Raw genomic sequence first — 20,690 nt, forward strand, 5'->3', positions numbered from 1 at the left:
GACCAAAGTCGGTGTCGCGCTGCGTCCAAAGACCTGTCGTCGGCGCCCCCATTGGGCCCGAACTTTTGCACGACTTTCACATCTACAAGATCCGACATGTCGGACGGAATAATGTGAAGACAGGCATTAAGTTTCGGTGAAGTTCACAAAGTCTTCGCGAGCTCGCCGTGACTGCAACGAGCCCACTAGTCACTTCGGACTATGTCTCGAAACTACAAGGCGTGAATGCCGCGGCCAGGACGCGAAGTTCGGTCCAGCCGATGGCCCACACCGACGGAGGGGGAACAAGCGATGGTCAGCCTCATCAAGCACGATCTGGAATTCATCCTGAAGCAGATCCTGATCGCCGAGCAGAACGCGACGCACATCGAGAATGGCCAGATCGTCGCCGGCACTCCGTTGACCGATCTGATCGAGGATCCGCATCTGCCGTATGGCCTGCGGTACGTCGATGGACGGAACAACAACATCGTTCCTGGGCGCGAGAACTATGGCGCGGCCGACCAGACGATGCCCCATCTGCTCGACCCGGTGTACCAGACTGCCGACCCCTCGATCGACATTGACGGTCCCGGGCCCGCCCAGGGCGGCCAGCCCACGAGCTACGCGCAGAACAGCGGCTACGTCTTCGACGCCGACCCGCGCATCATCTCCAACCTGATCGTCGACGAGACGCTGGACAATCCGGCCGCGATCAGCGCGGCGCTGCTCCAGGCCGGCTATTCCGGCGCGGCGGTCACGACGGCGTTGAGCCAGGTCATGACCCGCTACGCCGATTACAAGGCGTCTGTCGTGGGCGCCGATGACGCGGCCAAAGCCGCCGCCTTCACGGCGCTCAAGGCCGACCTGAACGCCACGTTCCAACTGGAATTCGATGGAACGTCGCTCGTCCTGCCGAACGTGTCCCCGGACGAGGGACTGTCCGCGCCGTTCAACTCGTGGTTCACCCTCTTCGGTCAGTTTTTCGATCACGGCCTGGACCTGATCAGCAAGGGCCAGAACGGCACCGTGTTCATCCCGCTTCAGCCGGATGACCCGCTCTATGTGCCGGGCGGCCACTCGAACTTCATGGTTCTGACCCGCGCGACGAACCAGCCCGGCCCCGACGGCGTGATCGGCACCGCCGACGACGTCAAGGAACACGTCAACACCACCACGCCCTGGATCGACCAGAACCAGACCTACACGTCGCATCCGTCGCATCAGGTCTTTCTGCGTGAATATGCGCTGGTGAACGGGCAGCCGCTGGCGACAGGCAGGCTGCTGGACAGCGCCAAGGGAGGGCCGGCGACCTGGGCGGATACCAAGCTGCAGGCCCGCGAAATGCTGGGCATCGACCTGACCGACGCCGACGTCGGCAATGTGCCGCTCCTGGCCACCGACGAGTATGGCGAGTTCCTGCGGGGACCGAACGGCTTCGCGCTGGTGGTGATGCGCACGGGAGCCGGCGCCGACGGTATCTCGGGCAACGCCGACGATACGACGACGCTGGTCGAGGGCAATCCTGCCGCTCCCATTAGCCTCGCGAACGCGGTGCGCACCGGTCACGGCTTCATCGACGACATCGCCCACAGCGCCGTGCCGGTGATCGCGAATGGCGTGCTCATGGCCGATGCGGATTCGGATACCGGCAACGCCATCGTCCCGGACGCCCAGGGTCGCAACCCCGTCTACGACAACGAATTGCTGGACCGCCACTTCATTACCGGCGATGGCCGCGGCAACGAGAATATCGGGCTCACGGCCGTCCACCATGTGTTTCATGCGGAGCACAACCGTCTGGTTGATCAAGTCAAGCAGGTGGCGCTTGACAGCGGAGACCTCGCATTCCTGAACGAGTGGCTGCTCGTCGACGTCGCCGCGATGCCGACGGCCGACCAACTCGCCTCGCTTCGATGGGACGGCGAGCGCCTGTTCCAGGCTGCCCGTTTCACCACCGAGATGCAGTACCAGCACCTCGTCTTCGAGGAGTTTGCCCGCAAGGTTCAGCCGGCGGTCGATCTGTTCGTGTTCAATTCCAATACGGACATCAACCCTGCGATCGTCTCGGAATTCGCGAACGTCGTGTACCGCTTCGGGCATTCGATGCTCACGGAATCGATCGCCCGCATCAATCCAGACGGCTCCAGCGACGACATCGACCTGTTCGAAGGCTTCCTGAATCCAATCGCCTTCGACGAGATCGACGCGAACGCGGGCGCAGCCGCGATCATCCAAGGCATGACGCGCCAGACCGGCAACGAGATCGACGAGTTCGTCACCAATGTTTTGCGCAACCAGCTTATCGGGCTGCCGCTCGACCTGCCGGCGCTCAACATCGCCCGGGGTCGCGACACCGGCGTACCCGGGCTGAATGCCGCGCGCGAAACCTTCTACGCCCAATCCGGCAGCCAGTGGATGAAGCCCTATGAGAGCTGGGTGGACTTCGCCCAGAACCTCAAGAACCCCGCGTCGGTGATCAACTTCATCGCCGCCTACGGCACCCACGCCTCGATCGTCTCAGCCGCCACCCTGGAGGCGAAGCGCGACGCAGCCATGGATCTTGTGCTCGGCGGAGGCGCGATCTCGGACGCGGACCGCCTCGCGTTCCTGAGGAGCTCCGCGGCGACCAGCGGCGTGAACGCGATCGACTTCTGGATCGGCGGCCTCGCCGAGAAGGTGATGCCCTTCGGCGGGATGCTCGGCTCGAGCTTCATGTACGTCTTCGAGGCGCAGATGGAGAACCTGCAGAACAATGACAGGCTCTACTATCTGACGCGCACGCAGGGCTTGAACCTGCTGAATGAGCTGGAGGCCAATTCCTTCGCGTCGCTCGTCAAGCTGAACACCGACGTAGGCCAGAGCGGCATGCACGTGCCGGCGGACCTTTTCGCCCGCGTGGACCATATCCTCGAGGTGAACCAACAGTTCCAGCTTGAGGATGACCCGACCGGACAGGATCCCGTGCTGGACGCCATGTTCCCCAAAGTGGAGCGCGGCGACCATTTCATTCGCTTCCATGGCGGTGAACACGTCGTGCTCGGCGGAACGAACGAGAACGACACGCTGATCGGCGACGACGGCGACGACGCCCTGTGGGGCGACGGCGGCGATGACGTTCTGGACGGCGGCGCAGGTGTGAACCGCATTCACGGCGGCGCCGGCAACGACATCATTACCGATGGCGGGGACATCAGCTTCCTGCATGGCGAGGAAGGCGACGATGTGATCTCCGCCGGCCGTGGCGCTGGCGAACTGATCTTCGCCGGCCCGGGCCAGGACGTCGTGATCCTTGGTGACGACGGCAAGGAAGCGTTCGGCGGAACAGGGGACGACTTCATCCTGGGCGGCTCGGGCGCGGACGTGCTCTTCGGCAACGAGGGCGACGACTGGCTCGAGGGTGGCGATGGCTTCGACGTCACCGCGGGCGATAACTCCGAGCTGTTTTTCAACAGCTCCGTGATCGGCCACGACGTGATGTTCGCCGGCCAGAACGAGCATGATTTCGACGGCGAGTCCGGCGACGACATCATGGTCCAGGGCGAAAGCGTCATGCGCAACGAGGGCATGTTCGGCTTCGACTGGGTCACCCACAAGGGTAACGCTCTCGCGGCGGACATCGACCTCGGCCGGCCGATCTTCACCACGGACCAGCTCGACATCCTTCGCAACCGCTACGACCAGGTCGAAGGCGCTTCCGGCTGGAACAAGGACGACGTGATCATCGGCGACGACCGGACCGGCGGCGCTCCGGACGTGGTGAACGGCGCGCCCGTGCCTCCGGGGCAGAACGAGACCACCTTGGCCATGCACGAGCTGACCCAGGCTGGCGTCAACCGGATCGCTGGTCTGCGCAACGTCGTCGGTGGGGTGGATGGAACCGACCCCAACGCAATCGTCTATGCGGAAGGCAATATCCTGCTCGGCGGCGGCGGCAGCGATCGCCTTCAAGGCAAAGGCGGCGACGACATCCTCGACGGCGACTCCTGGCTCAATGTGCGCATCAGCATCGTGGACGAGCAGGGCCAGCAACTCGCCACCGTCGACAGCATCGCGGCGACGGTCACCGGCGCTCTCATTCCCGAGTGGAATGGCCGCACCCTCCAGAGCCTCATGCTGTCTCGCGACATCGTTCCGGGCCAGATGCGGATCGTGCGCGAGATCCTGGACGGCGACGCCTCCAACGCGAGCATCGACACCGCCATCTTCAGCGGCGCGCGGGCGGACTACACGATCACGCGCAACGCGGATGGGACCGTCACCGTAGCCCATACGGGTTTCGTCGCAGGCGCGGATCCGCTCGTGACGACATCGGACGGCATTGACCGGCTGCGCAATATCGAGCTTGCCGAATTCGCGGGCGGCGAATTGCTCGCTCTTACCAACGTCGCCGCGGCGGGCCAGCCTGTGATCAGCGACACGACGCCCACCGAAGGGCGCCAGCTGACGGCCAACATCAACGACATCAGCGACCTGAACGGGCTGCCGGCGACCTTCAACTACCAATGGCAGGTCTCATCGACGGGCGCGGCCGGGACCTGGACGAACATCGCCAACGCAACGGGTGCGAACTTCACCCCGGCTCAGGCGCAGGTCGGTCAGTTCCTGCGCGTGGCCGTCAGCTTCACTGACGGCATGGGCTACGCCGAACAGACGTTCTCTGCCCCAACGGCCGTTGTCGGCGATCTCATCAACGGCAACGCCGCCGGCACGACCCTGAATGGCACGCTCGGCGCCGACATCATCAATGGCGGCGGCGGCAACGACACCCTCAACGGCGCGGGGGGCGACGACACCCTCTCGGGAGACGCGGGCGCGGACGCCGTCAATGGCGGCGCTGGCGACGACACGATCGTCTGGAACGCCTCGCTGCTGGTGCTCAACGATGGCCGGGACGCCATCGATGGCGGCGTGGAAGGTCCGGTCGGCGACACCTTCATCGTCAATGGCGACCTGCTGCGGACGGAAACGTTCAGGATCTACACGCGGGCTGCCGCCCAGGCTGCGGGCATCCCTTCCGCCGTCGGCACGGAAATCGTCGTCACGCGCACGATCACCAATTTCGGCGTCGCCAGCACGGCGGTGATCGCGGAACTGCGCGAGATCGAGGAGATCCAGGTCAATACCCTCCTGGTGTCTGCAACCAACCCGCCGACCGGCGGGGCGTCGGCGGGCGATACGATCGCGGTGATCGGCGACTTCTCGACCACCAGCCTGAAGCTGAACACGATCACCATCAACGGGTCGGCTCAGGACGACACGATCGACATCAGCGCGCTGAGCTCGGCGCACCGGATCGTGTTCACGTCCAATGGCGGGCACGATACGATCGTGGGCGTGCTGCGGCCGCAGGATATCGTCCAGCTGGCTCCTGGGGCCGCGATCGAAGACTACGCGGCCACGCAGAACGCGAACGGAACGACGACGCTCAGCAACGGCTCCCACTCGATCACTTACGCATCGTCCGGCTCCCCGACATTCGAGGAGACGCCGGCCGAGAACGGATCGGGCGGTGGGCAGGGAGGCGGCGGATCTCCCGGCGCTTCGTCCGGCTTCACGCTCACGGCGAGCGATCTGGCCGGCCTGAAAGCCATCGTCACCGGGCTGGCCGACGAGGAAAGCGAAGGCGTGGTTGGCGTGCGCGATCTCAGCGGACACGGCAACAACGTCGCAAATCCGGACTTTGGCGCAGCCGACGAGCCGTTCATCCGCATCACGGATGCGCACTATGGCGACTTCGACGCCGCAACGGGCAACTATGCCCTGAATCCGATCTTCCAGGGGCTCGATCCCCGGGCGATCAGCAACGTGCTGGGTTCGCAGGAAGCCGATCTTCCGAAAAACGCGGCCGGCCAGAACACCTTCTTCATGGCCTTCGGCCAGTACGTCGACCACGGGCTCGACTTCCTTCCCAAGGGCGGGAACGGCGTGATCGAAATCGGCGGACCGGGCGCCGTGCGGGCTCCCGGCGCCGACAACCCGGCGGACCTCACCCGCGGAACGGTGGCGGATATCGTCGACGGCGCTCCCCAGCACACGAACCTGACGTCGCCCTACGTGGACCAGAACCAGGCCTACGGCTCGAACGAGCTCGTTGGCCAGTTCCTTCGCGAGGGAGACGGCCATGGCGGCATCGGCGCAAAGCTCCTGGCGGGGCAACCCGATCCCTCGAACCCTGCCTTCAACCTGCTGCCCACCTTGCGAGAGCTGATCCAGCACCATTGGGAGAACAACACCGTCTTCCACTCCACCGCTCTGTCCGGCGGGCAGATGGCGTTCCGGGACGCATTCCCGGGTCTGGTCGGGCTCGACGGCGCCATTGACGCCACGAAGGTCGCCCCGATGGCGGCCAATTTCCTGGGCACGGGCCATTCCCTGCTGCTCGACAGCAATCCCTTTGTCAGCCTTCTCGACCACTACGTGGCTGGCGATGGGCGGGCGAACGAGAATGTGGCGCTAACCGCGGTCCACACGATCTGGGCGCGGAACCACAACTTCCACGTCGAGAACCTGCAGGCTGCCGGGTTCGACGGGACGCCGGAAGAATTGTTCCAGGCCGCGAAGGTCATCAACGAGGCGGAATACCAGCGGGTGGTCTTCACGGAGTTCGCCGACGCGCTGCTCGGCGGGATCAAGGGTGACGGCGATCACGGCCACAGCGAATACAATCCCGACGCGAGCGCCAGCATCTCGCACGAGTTCGCGGCGGCGGCCTATCGCTTCGGCCACTCGCTGATCTCGCAGACGATCACAGTGCTGGACGCCAGCGGCCAGCCCAAGCAGGTCGCGTTGTTCGACGCCTTCCTGAACCCGACCGACGACGCCGCGGCCTTTACTGTCCCGCTCTCGGCGCTGCAGGCGCAGGGATACACGCCCCAGCCTGGCTACGAGCAAATGGGTGTGAACAGCATCGTCGGCGGCACAGTGCTGCAGCAGGCCGAAGAGGTCGATTTCAACGTCGTGAACGCGATCCGCAACGATCTCGTGCGCATCAACGCCGACCTGTTCGCATTCAACGTGGCGCGGGGCCGCGATGTCGGCCTCGGGACGCTGAACCAGGTCCGCGCCGACCTGAACGCCTCGCAGAACCCCTACGTGCAGGAGGCGCGCGGCTTTGCCGGCGACCTCAGCCCCTACGCGTCCTGGGACGATTTCCAGGCGCGCAACGGCCTCAGCGACGCGGTGCTGAGCCAATTCAAGCAGGCCTACCCGGATCTGGTGCTGAACAGCCCGGCGGAGATCGAGGCGTTCCAGGCCGCCAACCCGGACATCGCCCTGGTTGACGGCCACATCGTGAAAGGCATCGACCGGGTGGACCTCTGGGTCGGCGGCCTCGCCGAAGCGCACATCAACGACGGCGTGGTCGGCCAGACCTTCTGGGTCGTTCTGCACGAGCAGTTCGACCGCTTGCAGGAAGCAGACCGGTTTTACTATCTCGACCGGCTCGACAACTTCGAATTCTACGAAAATATCGTCGATGGCCAGAACTTCTCCGACATCATCGCTCGCAACACGGGCCTGACCAACTTGCCGGAGAACGTCTTCGAGGTCAGCGACGAGGATGATGGCGGGGTCGGCCAGGGCGACGGCGGCAGCCTGCCGGGCGGCGATCAGGGCGGCGACGGCGACAACGATGGCGGCGGCTCTTCGGGCGAAGAGGACGACGGCGAGACCGGGGAATCCGATGGCGGCGGCCAGAGTGGCGGCGGCGGAACCGGCGAGGAAGAGACCGACGAGGACGAGACTGACGACAACGACACTGACGACGACGAGACCGAGAATTCGGGCGGCTCGGGCGAAGATCAGGAGGATGACGACGACGACCAGGACAGCGAGGGCGAATCCGGCGGCCCCGGCGGCTCGGGCGGCCCAGGCGGCTCGGGCGGGCAGGGAAGTGGCTGCGGAAACCACGACGACGATCAAGAAGGGCCGCCTCCGGCCACGAATGGGGCGCGTGGGTTGCGCACCGGCGCCGCGCAGCCGGACCTGCTGGTGGGCGCCTCCTCCGCCGATGACATCATCGGCATGGGCGGTGACGACGTCCTGATCGGCGACGGGGGCGACGACGCGATCTCGGGCGGCGACGGGGCTGACTTCGTCAACGCCGGCGATGGCCGCGACGTGGTGTTCGCCGGAGCTGGCGACGACCAGGTGTTCGGCGGCTCGGGGGCGGACATGCTCTATGGCGACGCCGGAGCTGATCGCATCTTTGGCCAGGATGGAGCCGACCTCATCACGGCCGGAGAGGGCGCCGACACGGTGTTCGGCGGCGCCGGCGACGACGTGCTCGTCGGTGCGCCCGGCGATGGCGACGACCTCTACTACGGAGACGACGGCGACGGCGGAACCGGTGTGGACACGCTGGATCTCTCGGCCATCACCGCCAACCTCCGTGTGGATCTCGGCGGCGGACTCAACGGCCGGGGCACCGCCTCGAGCGCTCAGTCCGGGGTGGACACGCTCTGGAGCATCGAGAACGTCGCCACCGGCTCAGGCCAGGACACCATCACGGCGAGCGACGCCGAGAACGTGATGGAAGGCGGCGGCGGCGCGGACACGTTCCGGTTCACAAGCGCCGCCTCCGCGGACGGCGACACGATCGTCGATTTCGAACCAGGCGACCGGCTCGACTTCAGCGGCGTCGACGCGAATGCGGGCGTCTCTGGCAATCAGGCTTTCGCCTTGGCCAGCGGCGCGGCGTTCACGGCGGCGGGGCAGCTGATCGTGTCCCATGAGACCCGCGACGACGGCGAGTTCACGGTCATTCACGGCAATGTGGATGCGGATCTCCAGGAGGACTTCCGCCTGGAACTGAAGGGCGTCCATACGCTCAACGGATCTAACGTCACGCTCTGACGACGAGACGGGCGGCTCCACGGGCCGCCCGTCGCTCTCACCAACGGGGGGTGATGCGCCATGAACCAGTCGAAAACGCTCCGCGATGCGAGGCGCAGGGATGCGGCTCAACTCACCAAGGGCTTCCGGTCAGTCTTCCTGTACCTGTTCGCCATATCCGGCGTCATCAACGTCCTGGCGCTGACTGGCTCCTTTTACATGCTGCAAGTCTACGACCGGGCGCTGACCAGCGGCAGCGTCCAGACGCTCGCGGCCTTGTCCGTCCTGGCGATCGGCCTGTACCTCTTCCAGGGCGGCTTCGACATCATCCGCTCGCAGGTGCTGGTGCGGGTGGGCGCCCGTCTCGACCAGGCCATTGCGCCGATCGCCCACCGGGTGGCGATCGACATGCCCCGTTATGGCTTCTCCACCTCGGAAGCCCTGGAAAGGGGACGCGACGTGGACACGGTCCGCGGCTTCCTGGCGGGACAGGGGCCCGCCGCGCTCTTCGATCTGCCCTGGATCCCGATCTATCTCGCGTTTGTCTACGCGCTCCATCCCTGGCTCGGCGCTCTCACCTTCGCGGGGGCGTTCGTGCTGACCTTGCTGACGCTGGCCGGAGAAATCGGCTGCCGTCGCCTCAACGCCACCACCCGGCAGACCGGCATCGCGCGCAACAACGTGGCCGAGTGCAATGCCCGCAACGCCGAAGTCCTCAAGGCGATGGGCTTCGCCAGCCGGGCTGTCGCCCGCTTTGACGCCGCCAACCAGGAGCACCTCTCCGTACAGACACGCGCCAGCGACGTGAGCGGCAGCTTTGCGGCCATCTCGCGCGTGCTGCGCATGGTGCTGCAATCCGCGATCCTGGGAATGGGCGCCTACCTCACCATCAAGGGCGAGCTTTCGGCCGGCGCGATCATCGCGGCCTCGGTCGCGTCGGCGCGAGCGCTGGCTCCGGTCGACCTTGCGATCGGCAACTGGAAGGGGTTCGTCGCGGCCCGCGCCGCCTTCGCCCGCCTGCGAGACACCGTTGTGGCGCTGACCAAGTCGGCCGAGCCGCTCCAGTTGCCGACGCCGCACCGTTCGCTCAGGGTCGAGAAGCTGACCGTCGCGGCCCCCAGCACCGGCCAGGTGCTTCTCAGCGACGTGTCGTTCGAGCTTCCCGCCGGCTCCGCGCTGGGCGTCATCGGGCCGAGCGGGGGCGGGAAGACGACGCTCGCTCGCGCGCTCACGGGGGTATGGTCCCCCCTGCGCGGCGCTGTGCGCCTCGATGGCGCCGAGCTTGCGCAATGGCCCGAGGACAGCCTGGGCCGGTCGGTCGGCTACCTGCCGCAGGACGTCAGCCTGATGGACGCGACCGTGGCGGAAAACATCGCTCGGCTCGACCATGATGCTGACCCGAAGGCCATCGTGGCCGCGGCGGCCGCCGCCAATGTGCACGAACTCATTGTGCAATTGCCTGAAGGCTATCAGACGGCTTTGGGTGTCCAGGGCGCCGCGTTGTCTGCGGGCCAGCGCCAGCGGATCGGGCTTGCCCGTGCGCTCTACGGCGATCCCTTCCTGGTCGTCATGGACGAGCCTAACTCCAATCAGGATGGCGAAGGCGAAGCCGCCCTCACGACGGCCATTGAGGCCGTCAAGGCGCGCGGCGGCGTGGCGGTCGTGATCGCGCATCGTCCGAGCGCCCTGACGGCGGTCGACTTCATCGCCGTGATCAAGGGCGGAAAGCTCGTCACCTTCGGTCCCAAGAACGAGATCCTGGGTGCAGCGGCTCCGCGTCCGGTGCGCTCCAACACGCAGCCTTTCGCCCGCCCGGTCTCCCCAGACATGATGCAGGTGCCGGCATGATCACGATCCTAGGCTTTGGACGAAAGATCGCTCCAGAACGTGCGCCCGGCGAGATCTATCGCGCCCTGCACGAAGAGCCGCAGGCGTCGCGCGCCGCGGGCGTGTTCGCGCTCGCGCTGGCGGCTGCGACACTCTACGTGCGCAGCCTGATGGGCGAAGCGGCCGCCAAGCCGATCCCGCCCGAGGCGCCGCAGGACGCAGACCAACCCGGCTCTTCTCCGACGCCCGCTGAGGGAGATGAGGAGGCGCCGGATCAGGCGCCACGGGTGGGCTCGTCGTCGCCGCCGCCCGAAGAAGCTCCTTTGGAAACGCTTGCTCCTGACGGCCCGGCCTTCGACTTCGGGAAGCTTGACCCGGCGCCGACGACGCCAGGATCTTGGGAAGCCGCAATGAGGCGGAGCGCCCTGAACGACAACGGCTCGGTCCTCCCCACGCAATCCGAGGCGTCCAGGCTCGGCGCCGAGCAACCATCAAGGGCTGGCGCGGGGGGAGGGGGAAGTGGCGGAGAAGGCGGGGCGAGTTCTGGTAGCGTTTCGGGCGGAAGCGGGGACGCTTCCGCTGGCCCCCCCGGCCAGCCCACATCGCGCAACCGCGCTCCACAGGTGAACTCGCCCGTCCGGTTGGCCGACATCGGGGGATGTCAGACGGTGCTGATTACGGCCGCAGCGTTGCTTGCCGGCGCCACGGACGCGGACGGCGACACCCTGACCGTGCGGGCGCTCGCGGCATCGGGCGGACGCATCGATCCGGTAGAGGGCGGTTGGCTGTTCACGCCGGAGGCTGGTTCGTTCGGCCCCGTGACGTTGAGCTACGACATCAGCGACGGCGTGGCTCGCACCCCACAGCTCGCGCGGTTCGAAGTCCTCGAATTCATCGAGTTCGTCGGCGATGCGGGCGAGAACATCCTCGTCGGCAGCGTCTGCGCCGACCGGATCGACGCGCGGTCCGGGGACGACCTGGTTGATGCGAGGGGAGGCTCCGACATCGTGCTCGGCGATCTCGGAGCGGACCACATCGTCGCCGGCGCCGGTAACGACACGGTCGACGGCGGCTCCGGGGATGACCTCATCTTCGGAGGCGACGGCGACGACGTGCTCTCCGGGGGAAATGGCGCTGATCGGATCTATGGCGAAGCCGGCGCCGACATTCTTCAGGGGGGCGCCGGAAACGATGTGCTTGACGGCGGCGGCGGCGACGACCAGCTCGATGGCGGCTCCGGCGACGATGAACTGCTCGGCGGCTCTGGCGACGACGTGCTGGCTGGCGGCGAGGGGAATGACAGCCTGTCCGGCGCCAGCGGCCTCGACATGCTGGAAGGCGGCGGGGGAGCCGACACTCTCGACGGCGGCGACGGCGACGACATTCTGCTCGCTGGCGAGGGACAGGACATCGTGGTGGGGGCTGCCGGAGCCGACCGCCTGTTCGGGGGAGACGGCGCAGACAACTTGGACGGCGGCTCTGGCGACGACGTGATCGACGGCGGCGCCGGGGACGACACTCTCGCGGGCGGAGATGGCCGGGATGTCCTGATCGGAGCCGCCGGAGCCGACTCCATCGATGGCGGCAAAGGCGATGACGTCGTGATCCTGCGCCTCGACGGTGATCATGACACCGCGGACGGCGGCGACGGCCTTGATACGCTCGATTTTTCTGGCGCAACCGTGGCCGTGACGGTGGACCTGGCGCATGGCAGGTCTTCTTCCGGATCCGGTTCCGGGAACGACGACGTGGTGCTCAGCTTCGAGGTTGTGGTTGGTGGCTCCGGGGATGACCTGTTTATCGCGGGCGAGCTGTCAGTCACCCTCGAGGGCGGTTCGGGCGACGACGAATTTCGTTTTGACGGGCTGCGCGACGCCGGGGCACGGCCGTTGATCCATCAAATCCGCGATCTGGAAGCAGGCGATCGCATCGTGATCGACCAGTACCAGTTTCGTGAATTTCTGGAACAGCTCGACGATCAGGCCGGACTCGCAAGGTCGGAAGAGAACGAGGATCGCAAGTTTGTCCTGGCCTACGGCGAGCAGGATGACGCGAACCGGCCCTTCCGTTTCCGGCAGGAAACCAGCGGGCCCAGTGAGAAAACCTATCTCGACGTCTTCGCCGACAACGGCGTGGACCACACGTTCACCGTCGAGATGAATGGCGTTCACAAGCTCTACTACGTTTGACGCCGCGTCATGCACGCGAGTGGGGGATAGTCATGACCGTTTCTGGAGCCTCAAAAAGTCCTCGCCGCTCTCGTTTTCGCTTAGCGCCCCACGTTCTTGCCGGCGCGGCGTTGTCCGCGGCGCTGATCGCAGGTTGCGGCGGCTGGGCGGCGGCTGCGAAGCTGAACGGCGCTGTCGTCGGCCAAGGGGCCGTGAAGGTCGACCAGAACCTGAAGGAGGTGCAGCACCGCGACGGCGGCATCATACAGGCGATCCTGGTGCGGCCGGGAGATCAGGTTCGCGAGGGACAAGTGCTGTTTCGCCTCGAGGATGTTCAGACGCGCGCGGAACTGACCATCACCCTCTCGCAACTTGCCGAACATCTTGGACGGCGCGCTCGGCTGTTGGCCGAGCGCGACAACCTGGACGAGGTGACCTTTCCCCCCGCGCTACTGACGATGGGTGGAGATGCGAGCCAGATCATGCAGGGCGAGGCTCGCCTTTTCGAAGGATCGAAAGCCAATCGCGACAGCCGCAAGGAACAGCTGCAGATCTCGATAGTCCAGTCGGGCGAAGAGATCAGGGGCCTGCAGGCTCGGCAGTCAGCCAAGTCCGAGGAGCTGCGGCTCGTTGAGCTCGAGCGGAACAAGGTCCTCAGCCTGTTCGAAAAAGGGCTGATCGAGGGTACGCGGGTCCACAACGTCAACCGCGAATGGGCCCGCCTGTTGGGCGAGGCCGGCGAACTGGAGGCCTCGCTGGCGCGCGCGAAGCTGCGCATCAGCGACGCGAAGCTGCAGATCATCGCCGTCGATCAGACGGCGAAGACCGAAGCGCAACGAGAATTGCGGCTGGTGGAAGCCAAGCTGACCGAACTGGTCGAGAGGCGGTCCGCCCATGAGGACCGGCTCACCCGCATGGAGATCCGGGCGCCCGTGGCGGGCATGATCAACGAGCTGTTCGTCTTCACGGTGGGCGGCGTGATTACACCAGCCGCCCGGCTCGCGACCATCGTTCCGGATGGCGCGAAGCTGATGGTCGAGATCAGGATCCCGCCCGCAGATATCGACCAGGTCCGCGCCGGCCAGCCGGCGCGCCTGCGTTTCTCCGCCTTTGCGCGCAACACGACGCCCGAGTTGCCGGGCTCGCTGGCCCATGTTTCGCCCGCCACGTCGCGCGATCCGTCCACCGGGGCCACCTATTACGTCGGCGATGTCAGCATCGACGACCTGACGCAGCTTGGCGATCGCCGGTTGCAGCCAGGCATGCCCGTGGAGGTGTTCGTCGTCACGGAGGAACGGACAGCGCTGTCCTACCTGCTGAAGCCGTTCATGGATCACGCCGCGCGCATGTTCCGCGAACGATGATCGATCGTGAGCATATCTGCAGTGGTGGCGTAAGTAGAAGCTTGTGGAAGGGAGTCGGCTGGAGCGTGCAGCGTTAGCTCGCTCGCAAGCGCCGTCTTGCAGATCCCGCAACTCGGCGATGACAGCAGTGTCGGGTTGCGATCGGCGCGGCTTTCCGTTGGCGCGGGGCCGGCACTACGCCGAGGGGGCGGAACTGGTCACAGCGGCGGGCCGTAGCCAGACCACGTGAGGATCAGCGGGTCCGTCGAGGTTGTCTCTCTCGAACAGCGCCTGGACGTAGTCAGACAGCGTCGATTTTTATGCCGCGCGAAAAATATCGATAAAACAGTTTACGCGCCGCACATAAGCGATATGCTGCCCCTGTTCTGCAGGATGGTAACCGGAAGCAATCCGGCCGGTTGCAGGACAGGAAATGCAATCGAGGTGCACGCCATGACCTTTCTCTCGCTGATCAAAGGAGCGCTCGCGGGCGCTTGCCTGACTGGAGCGCTAATCGCGCCCGCCGTCGCGCAGACCACCAAGGTGAGGGTCGCGCTGGGTGACACAATTTCGGTTGAAACGCTCGCCTATGTGGTCGCGCTGGAGCGCGCCAAGGATCGCGGCGTCGACTATGAGCTGACCTCGTTCGCCAAGGAGGACCTCGCGATCCAAGCGGTCGTGAACGGGCAGGCGGATCTCGGGATCGGGACGCCCTATGCGGTTGCGCAGAAGTCCAAGGCGCCGTTGCGCGGCGTATTCCAGGTGACCCGCCTCGTGTTCTTCCCGGTCGCCGAGAAGTCTATCAAGACTTGGAAGGATCTCGACGGCCAACCGATGACGTTTCATGCGCGCGGCACCGGCACAGAAGCGATCGGCAACATTCTTGCCGAGCGCAACGGCATCAAGTTTGGCCAGCGCAACTACGTCGCGGGTTCGGAAAATCGCGTGATCGCGATGATGAACGGCCAGATCAAGGCGACAATCCTGGACCTCGCCAACAAGAACCTGCTGATGAGCAAGGCCGGCGACCGATTCACCGTTCTGCCGGGCTTGGACGAGAAGGCGAGCGACGAGATCCTGTTCGTGAAGTCCGACTGGATGGCGCAGAACGCCCAGAAGGTCGACGTGATCGTCGAGGAGTTCGCACGGTTCTGGAGCGAGCTGGCGGCCAATCCGGCGGTCGCCGACCAGGAGCGGCAGAAGCGCGGCCTGCTCAAGGACGTGCCCAAGGAGTTGCTCGCCGACGTCACCAAGTTCTACGCCGAGGCGGTGCAGAACGGCGTGTTCGACAAGACCGGCGGCAGCCCGACGGCCATCAAGGCCGACTTCGTGTTCTACACCCAGGCCGGGCAGATGACCGGCAAGCCGGAAGAGCTCAAGGTCGAGGACTTCTGGGATTTCGGACCCCTGGAGCGGGCTCGCAAGAAGATCGGCAGCTGAGCCGGCCTCCCGCCGCTCGGCCGCGCGAATGCGGCCGGGCGTCCCCGCTGTCAGCGTTCTGACCGCCAACCTGTTCCTCGAGCCAGCCGGTATCGCCGTATGACGCCGACGACCCGTGAGTTCGTTCCCGCCGCCGTCCCGTTGGGCAGGCCCGCTTCTTCGCCGCATTCGCTTCAAACGCTGGCGAGCAACCCCTACGCGCTTCGCATCGTGTCCTTCGCCATTGTGGCGCTCGCCTGGGAGTGGGCCGGACGCGTTCCCGTAAGCCCATCTTTCCCGACATTTGGCGAGACCGCGGCTGCGCTGTTTTCCATGCTCGCCGACGGCTCGCTGCCCGCCGCTTTCGCGAACACGCTTGTTCCTCTGGCGATCGGCATCGCGCTGTCGTCCGTGGTCGGCGTCGCGATCGGCGTCGCGATGGGGCTGAACGAGAAGGTCGAGTGGTTCGGCGTGCCGATCTTCATCGTCCTCCAGGCCGCGCCGCTGGCCGCGCTCGTGCCCCTGCTGGTGCTCGCCTACGGCATCGGGGTGACCACCAAGGTGTTCGTGGTCTGCATCATGGCGATGCCCGTGATCGTGCTGAACTCGTTCAAGGCGGTGCGGCACACGCCGCACTCGCTGATCGAGATGGGCCGCAGCTTCATGGCCAATCGGCCGCAGCTGATCGGCAAGATCATCCTTCGTTCGGCGACGCCGGTGATCTTCGCCGGGCTGAGGCTGGGCACTGCCGCCGGCTTCGTCGGCGCGATCCTGGCCGAGCTGCTGGTGACCCCCACGGGCGTGGGCGACATCATCACCTACAGCCAATCCACCGCTGACTACCCGCGGATGTACGCCGCCATTGCGGGCGTCATCATCGTTTCTGTGCTGTTCATCGAGGGCCTGGGATGGGTCGAGCAGCGCTTCCTCCGGCCCGAGAAGCGGAGCGCATCATGATCGGGTTGCAAGCACAAACAGCCGCGCCGCCGCTGGCGGCCGACGCCGCCCCCATCGTGGAGGTGCGCGGACTATCAAAGATCTACCCGGGCGGCGTGGAAGCGCTGAACGACATCAGCCTCAGCTTCCCGGAAGGCGAACTGACCACGCTGCTCGGACCCTCGGGCTGCGGCAAGACCACCCTGCTGAAGATCATCGCGGGGCTGCTCCAGCCCACCGGCGGCGAGGTGCGGGTGCGGGGCAGGGCGGTGACGGGCCCCGGCCCGGAGCGCTCCTTCGTGTTCCAGGACTTCGCCCTGATGCCGTGGGCGACCGTGATCCGCAACGCCGCCTTCGGGCTCGAGCTGCGCGGCGTCCCGCGCTCCGAGCGCGAGGCGGTGGCGGAGAAATACATCGCGTCGGTCGGCCTGAAAGGCTTCGAGACGAAATACCCGCACGAGCTTTCGGGCGGCATGCGCCAGCGCGTCGGCCTCGCCCGGGCGCTCGCCGTCAACGCCGACATCGTCATGATGGACGAGCCGTTCTCGGCCGTGGACGAGCAGACGCGCCGGCAGTTCCAGGAGGACATGCTCCGGCTCGTCGCCCAGGAGCGCAAGACGTTCCTGTTCGTCACGCACAGCATCGAGGAGGCGGTCTACGTCTCCAATCGGATCGTGCTGCTGTCGCGCCGCCCGAGCCGCGTGTCGGAGATCATCGACGTCAACCTGCCGCGCGATTCCGAGCCTGACCAGATCCGCCGCCATCCCGCCTATCTCGATACCGTCGAGGGGATCTGGCAGACCCTGAAGCGCTACCTGGACTGAGGCAGGCGATGATCATCAACGGAACGCGCGTCCCGGCCGTCTTCTCGCTCCTGATTTGGGCTGTGTTGTGGGAGATCGTCGGGCGCCTTGGCCTCACGATCCTGATCCCTCCGCTCTCCACCACGATCGAGAAGCTCGTCGAGATTGTTGGCACGCCGGGTTTCTGGGACGCGCTGGGGCTGACGCTGAAGACCTTTGTGATCGGGAGCGTGATCTCGATCCTGGCGGGCATTCCGATCGGCATCCTTATGGGTCGCCTGCCTGTGCTGGACCGCTTGCTGCTGCCCTGGGTCAACACCTTCATCAGCGCGCCCTTGTCGGCGCTGGTGCCGGTCGTCATGGCGCTGTTCGGCTTCGGCGAAACGACGATCATCCTGACCGTGGTGCTCTTCGCCATCTGGATCATCATCCTGGATGCGCGGGCCGGAGCGCACGCAATCTCGCCGTCGCTGGTCGAGATGGCCCGCGTTTATGGCGCGACCAACTGGCAGGCCTTCAGCAAGATCTTCGTTCTGTCGGCAATGCCCGAAATCCTCACTGGAGTGCGGCTTGGGCTGTTGCGCGCCGTGAAGGGCGTGATCATCGGCCAGCTCCTGGTGTCGGTCGTCGGCTTCGGCCGACTGTTCGAGATCTACTCGTCGAATTTCCTCATGGAGCATATGTGGGCGCTCCTGCTCGTGCTCTTCGCGCTCGCTTCCGCCATCGACACGGCCTTCGGGCTCATCGAGCGGCGAGTCGAACACTTCGCTTCTTCCCGCAATTGACCACAACGACGGAGCCTGTCGTGCAGTACGTGATTTCGCCTCCTCCCGTTCCGACCCTGCCGGTAGCCGGGTCCGACCAGCAGTTCCCGGTGCGCCGGATCTACTGCATTGGCCGCAACTATGCCGAGCACGCCATCGAGATGGGCCATGACCCGAATAAGGAGCCGCCGTTCTTCTTCCAGAAGAACCCGGACAACATCGAGCTCAGCGGTGAATTTCCGTATCCGCCCAAGAGCAGCGACGTTCATTTCGAGATCGAGCTCGTGGTGGCGCTGAAGAGCGGCGGCGCGAACATCCCGGTCGACCAGGCGATGAACCACGTGTTCGGCTACGCGGTCGGATTGGACATGACCCGTCGCGACCTTCAGGGCGAAGCCAAGAAGCTCGGTCGGCCATGGGAGATCGGCAAGGCGTTCGAGCGCTCAGCGCCCTGTGGGCCGCTCGTGCCGGCTGACCGCGTCGGCCCGCTGACGCAGGGTGCGGTGACGCTGGAGGTCAATGGCGAGCTGCGGCAGAAGGGCGATATCAACCAGATGATCTGGAAGATCCCCGAGATGATCTCGTACCTGTCCGACTACTTCACGCTGGCTCCGGGCGACCTGATCATGTCCGGCACCCCGGCGGGCGTGGGGGCGGTGAAGAAGGGCGACCGGATGCGCGGCGTCGTCGAGGGCGTGGGCGATATCACCGTCACGGTGGTGTAAGCCGCGTCGGGCCGGAGCGCTCGTCGCTTCGGCCCGCAGCCGCCGGGCCGCTAGGGCAGGGCGGGATCGCGCAGGCGGGACCGGATTGGGTCGAAAGCCGCGCTACGCAAGGTCTTGTTCGACGATCGACTGGGTCTTCCGGTAGTGGTTCTGCAGCAGCCCGACCGCGCGCTCCACGTCGCCCTCGACCGTGGCGTCCAGAATGGCGCGATGTTCGTCAGGCCCCTGCCGCTGCGGATAGACCCGGGCGGCCGCCAGCTTGCGATAGCGATCGGCTTGGTCGCGCATCTCGGCGCAGAACGCCAGGAGCCATGCCGAGCCGCAATTCGAAATGAGTGCGTGATGGAAAGCCCGGTGCCGCTCTTCCCACTCCGGATTGAACGTGTATGCGCCGTCGTCGAGCGACCGCTTGGTGCGGGACAGGCGATGGAAGGCCAGCACCAGCGCCTCTTCCCATTCGGTGGAGCGGTTGGCGATCGACTCCCGCAGTGCAATCGACTCCAGCCAGCAGCGGGTCTTCACCAGTTCGGCGAATTGCTCCCGACTCACCGGCGCCACCAGGAACCCGCGCTGGTCGCGCCGCACGACGAGGCCATCCTGCGACAAACGGTTGAGCGCTTCCCGAACCGGGCTGGCTCCGATGCCGTAGCGCTCGCAGACGAACTCGATCCGAAGCTTCAGACCAGGAGCGAGCGAACCCGACAGGATGTCGTCGCGGATGCGCTCATACACGGTGGTGGCCGTGGTCCGGATGATGGCTTGATGATTCATGACCAGGTGCTTCTTGGCTCAGCGTCCGAGACTTGCATAGCACGCCGGGCTGCCGCCCGAAATATCGAGATTTCCGGATCATTGGCTGGTTTATGATTTTTTCCTGGCCAAAGACGCGCTGGCCTCGCACGGCGGCCAGACAGCGGAAATGTGGCTGAACCAATTCAACCAATGGCCGTGTTTAATAGTCTAATTGGTTGACACGGCGCACCCCGCAAAGGGACACTGGCGCCAACGAGGCTGGGAGGATCGACATGAAGCTCGCGACCGTGTCGCACGAGGGCGCAACCTTGCCGGTCGCCCTGGATCCAGAGCGCGGGCAGATGACGCCGCTTGGCGTGGGCTCCATGCTCGAATGGATTCAGGCGTCGTCCGCCGGTGGAGCCAAAGCGCCTGCCGGCCAGCCCCTCGCTTTGACGGGCGCTCGGCTGTTGGCGCCGCTTGTGCCCCCTCGCAACATCTTCTGCGTCGGTAAGAACTACCGGGAGCACGCCCGGGAATTCGCGCAGAGCGGTTTCGAGGCCGGCGCCGTGCAGGGCGCCGAGATCGACGCCTTCCCGGCTGTCTTCACCAAGCCCGCGAGCTGCATCGTTGGCCCGGACGATCCCGTCGACCTGCATGCCGGCGTCACCAGCATGGTGGATTACGAGGTCGAACTGGCGGTGATCATCGGCCGGGGTGGGCGCGACATTTCCCGCGCCCGGGCCTTCGACCACATCTTCGGCTACACGATCATCAACGACGTGACGGCGCGTGATCGACAGCGAAACCACAAGCAGTGGTTCCTCGGCAAGGCGCTCGACGGCTTCTGCCCGATGGGTCCCTGGATCGTCACGCGCGACGAGATCGACGCCGAGAACGTCGAGGTGAGCTGCTGGGTCAACGGCGAGCTCCGCCAGCACGCCAATACGCGTGACCTGATCTTTGACATTCCTGGCCTGATCGAGACGCTCTCGGCCGGCATGACGCTGCTGCCCGGCGACATCATCTCGACGGGTACGCCGGCCGGCGTTGGCATCGGGCTGAAACCACCCCGCTTTTTGCAGAGCGGAGACGTCGTCCGGATGAGCATCCAGGGCATCGGCGAGCTGAGCAACAGGTTCAAATAGTTCGGAGGCGA

At 65.7% G+C, this 20,690-nt stretch carries 11 protein-coding genes; 10 read left to right on the forward strand and 1 reads right to left on the reverse strand.

What is annotated here, in order from left to right; translation table 11 throughout:
* Positions 1 to 291 precede the first annotated feature (291 nt).
* The 9 genes from IEV99_RS11085 to IEV99_RS11125 all read left to right on the forward strand — a co-directional run bounded on the left by IEV99_RS11085 (position 292) and on the right by IEV99_RS11125 (position 18,799).
* Positions 292 to 8,835, forward strand: coding sequence for a peroxidase family protein (locus tag IEV99_RS11085; protein WP_188517858.1), 8,544 nt, complete (start codon positions 292 to 294; stop codon positions 8,833 to 8,835).
* Between the two features lie 60 nt (positions 8,836 to 8,895).
* Positions 8,896 to 10,662: a type I secretion system permease/ATPase gene (locus tag IEV99_RS11090; RefSeq protein WP_188517859.1), complete on the forward strand. Its 1,767-nt coding sequence runs from the start codon at positions 8,896 to 8,898 to the stop codon at positions 10,660 to 10,662.
* Positions 10,659 to 12,830 (forward strand): cadherin-like domain-containing protein, encoded by a 2,172-nt coding sequence (locus tag IEV99_RS11095; protein ID WP_188517860.1) that lies wholly within the window; start codon positions 10,659 to 10,661, stop codon positions 12,828 to 12,830. The genes IEV99_RS11090 and IEV99_RS11095 overlap by 4 nt, the downstream gene beginning before the upstream one ends.
* Positions 12,831 to 12,862: 32 nt before the next feature.
* Complete coding sequence (locus tag IEV99_RS11100; RefSeq protein WP_188517861.1) at positions 12,863 to 14,173, forward strand: HlyD family type I secretion periplasmic adaptor subunit; 1,311 nt, start codon at positions 12,863 to 12,865, stop codon at positions 14,171 to 14,173.
* Positions 14,174 to 14,605: 432 nt separating this feature from the next.
* The gene (locus tag IEV99_RS11105; protein ID WP_188517862.1) at positions 14,606 to 15,592 is read left to right on the forward strand and encodes an ABC transporter substrate-binding protein; all 987 of its coding nucleotides are present in this window, start codon (positions 14,606 to 14,608) and stop codon (positions 15,590 to 15,592) included.
* A gap of 99 nt (positions 15,593 to 15,691) precedes the next feature.
* Positions 15,692 to 16,528 (forward strand): ABC transporter permease, encoded by an 837-nt coding sequence (locus tag IEV99_RS11110; RefSeq protein ID WP_188517863.1) that lies wholly within the window; start codon positions 15,692 to 15,694, stop codon positions 16,526 to 16,528.
* Entirely contained in the window at positions 16,525 to 17,331 is an 807-nt protein-coding gene (locus tag IEV99_RS11115; RefSeq protein WP_188517864.1) for an ABC transporter ATP-binding protein, read from the forward strand. Before IEV99_RS11110 ends, IEV99_RS11115 begins: the two co-directional genes overlap by 4 nt.
* An 8-nt stretch (positions 17,332 to 17,339) precedes the next feature.
* Entirely contained in the window at positions 17,340 to 18,095 is a 756-nt protein-coding gene (locus IEV99_RS11120) for an ABC transporter permease (RefSeq protein WP_188517865.1), read from the forward strand.
* 20 nt (positions 18,096 to 18,115) lie between these two features.
* Positions 18,116 to 18,799, forward strand: coding sequence for a fumarylacetoacetate hydrolase family protein (locus IEV99_RS11125; protein ID WP_244643812.1), 684 nt, complete (start codon positions 18,116 to 18,118; stop codon positions 18,797 to 18,799).
* A gap of 102 nt (positions 18,800 to 18,901) precedes the next feature.
* Here IEV99_RS11125 and IEV99_RS11130 read toward each other — a convergent pair whose 3' ends face one another.
* Positions 18,902 to 19,570: a GntR family transcriptional regulator gene (locus tag IEV99_RS11130; RefSeq protein WP_188517867.1), complete on the reverse strand. Its 669-nt coding sequence runs from the start codon at positions 19,568 to 19,570 to the stop codon at positions 18,902 to 18,904.
* 254 nt (positions 19,571 to 19,824) lie between these two features.
* On the opposite strand from IEV99_RS11130, the gene IEV99_RS11135 reads away from it, so the two are divergent.
* Positions 19,825 to 20,679 carry a fumarylacetoacetate hydrolase family protein gene (locus IEV99_RS11135; RefSeq protein WP_188517868.1) on the forward strand — a complete coding sequence of 285 codons (855 nt, stop codon included), beginning with the start codon at positions 19,825 to 19,827 and terminating at the stop codon, positions 20,677 to 20,679.
* Positions 20,680 to 20,690: the final 11 nt, after the last annotated feature.

The sequence above is a fragment of the Alsobacter metallidurans genome (genome assembly GCF_014636935.1).
Lineage (GTDB): Bacteria > Pseudomonadota > Alphaproteobacteria > Rhizobiales > Beijerinckiaceae > Alsobacter > Alsobacter metallidurans.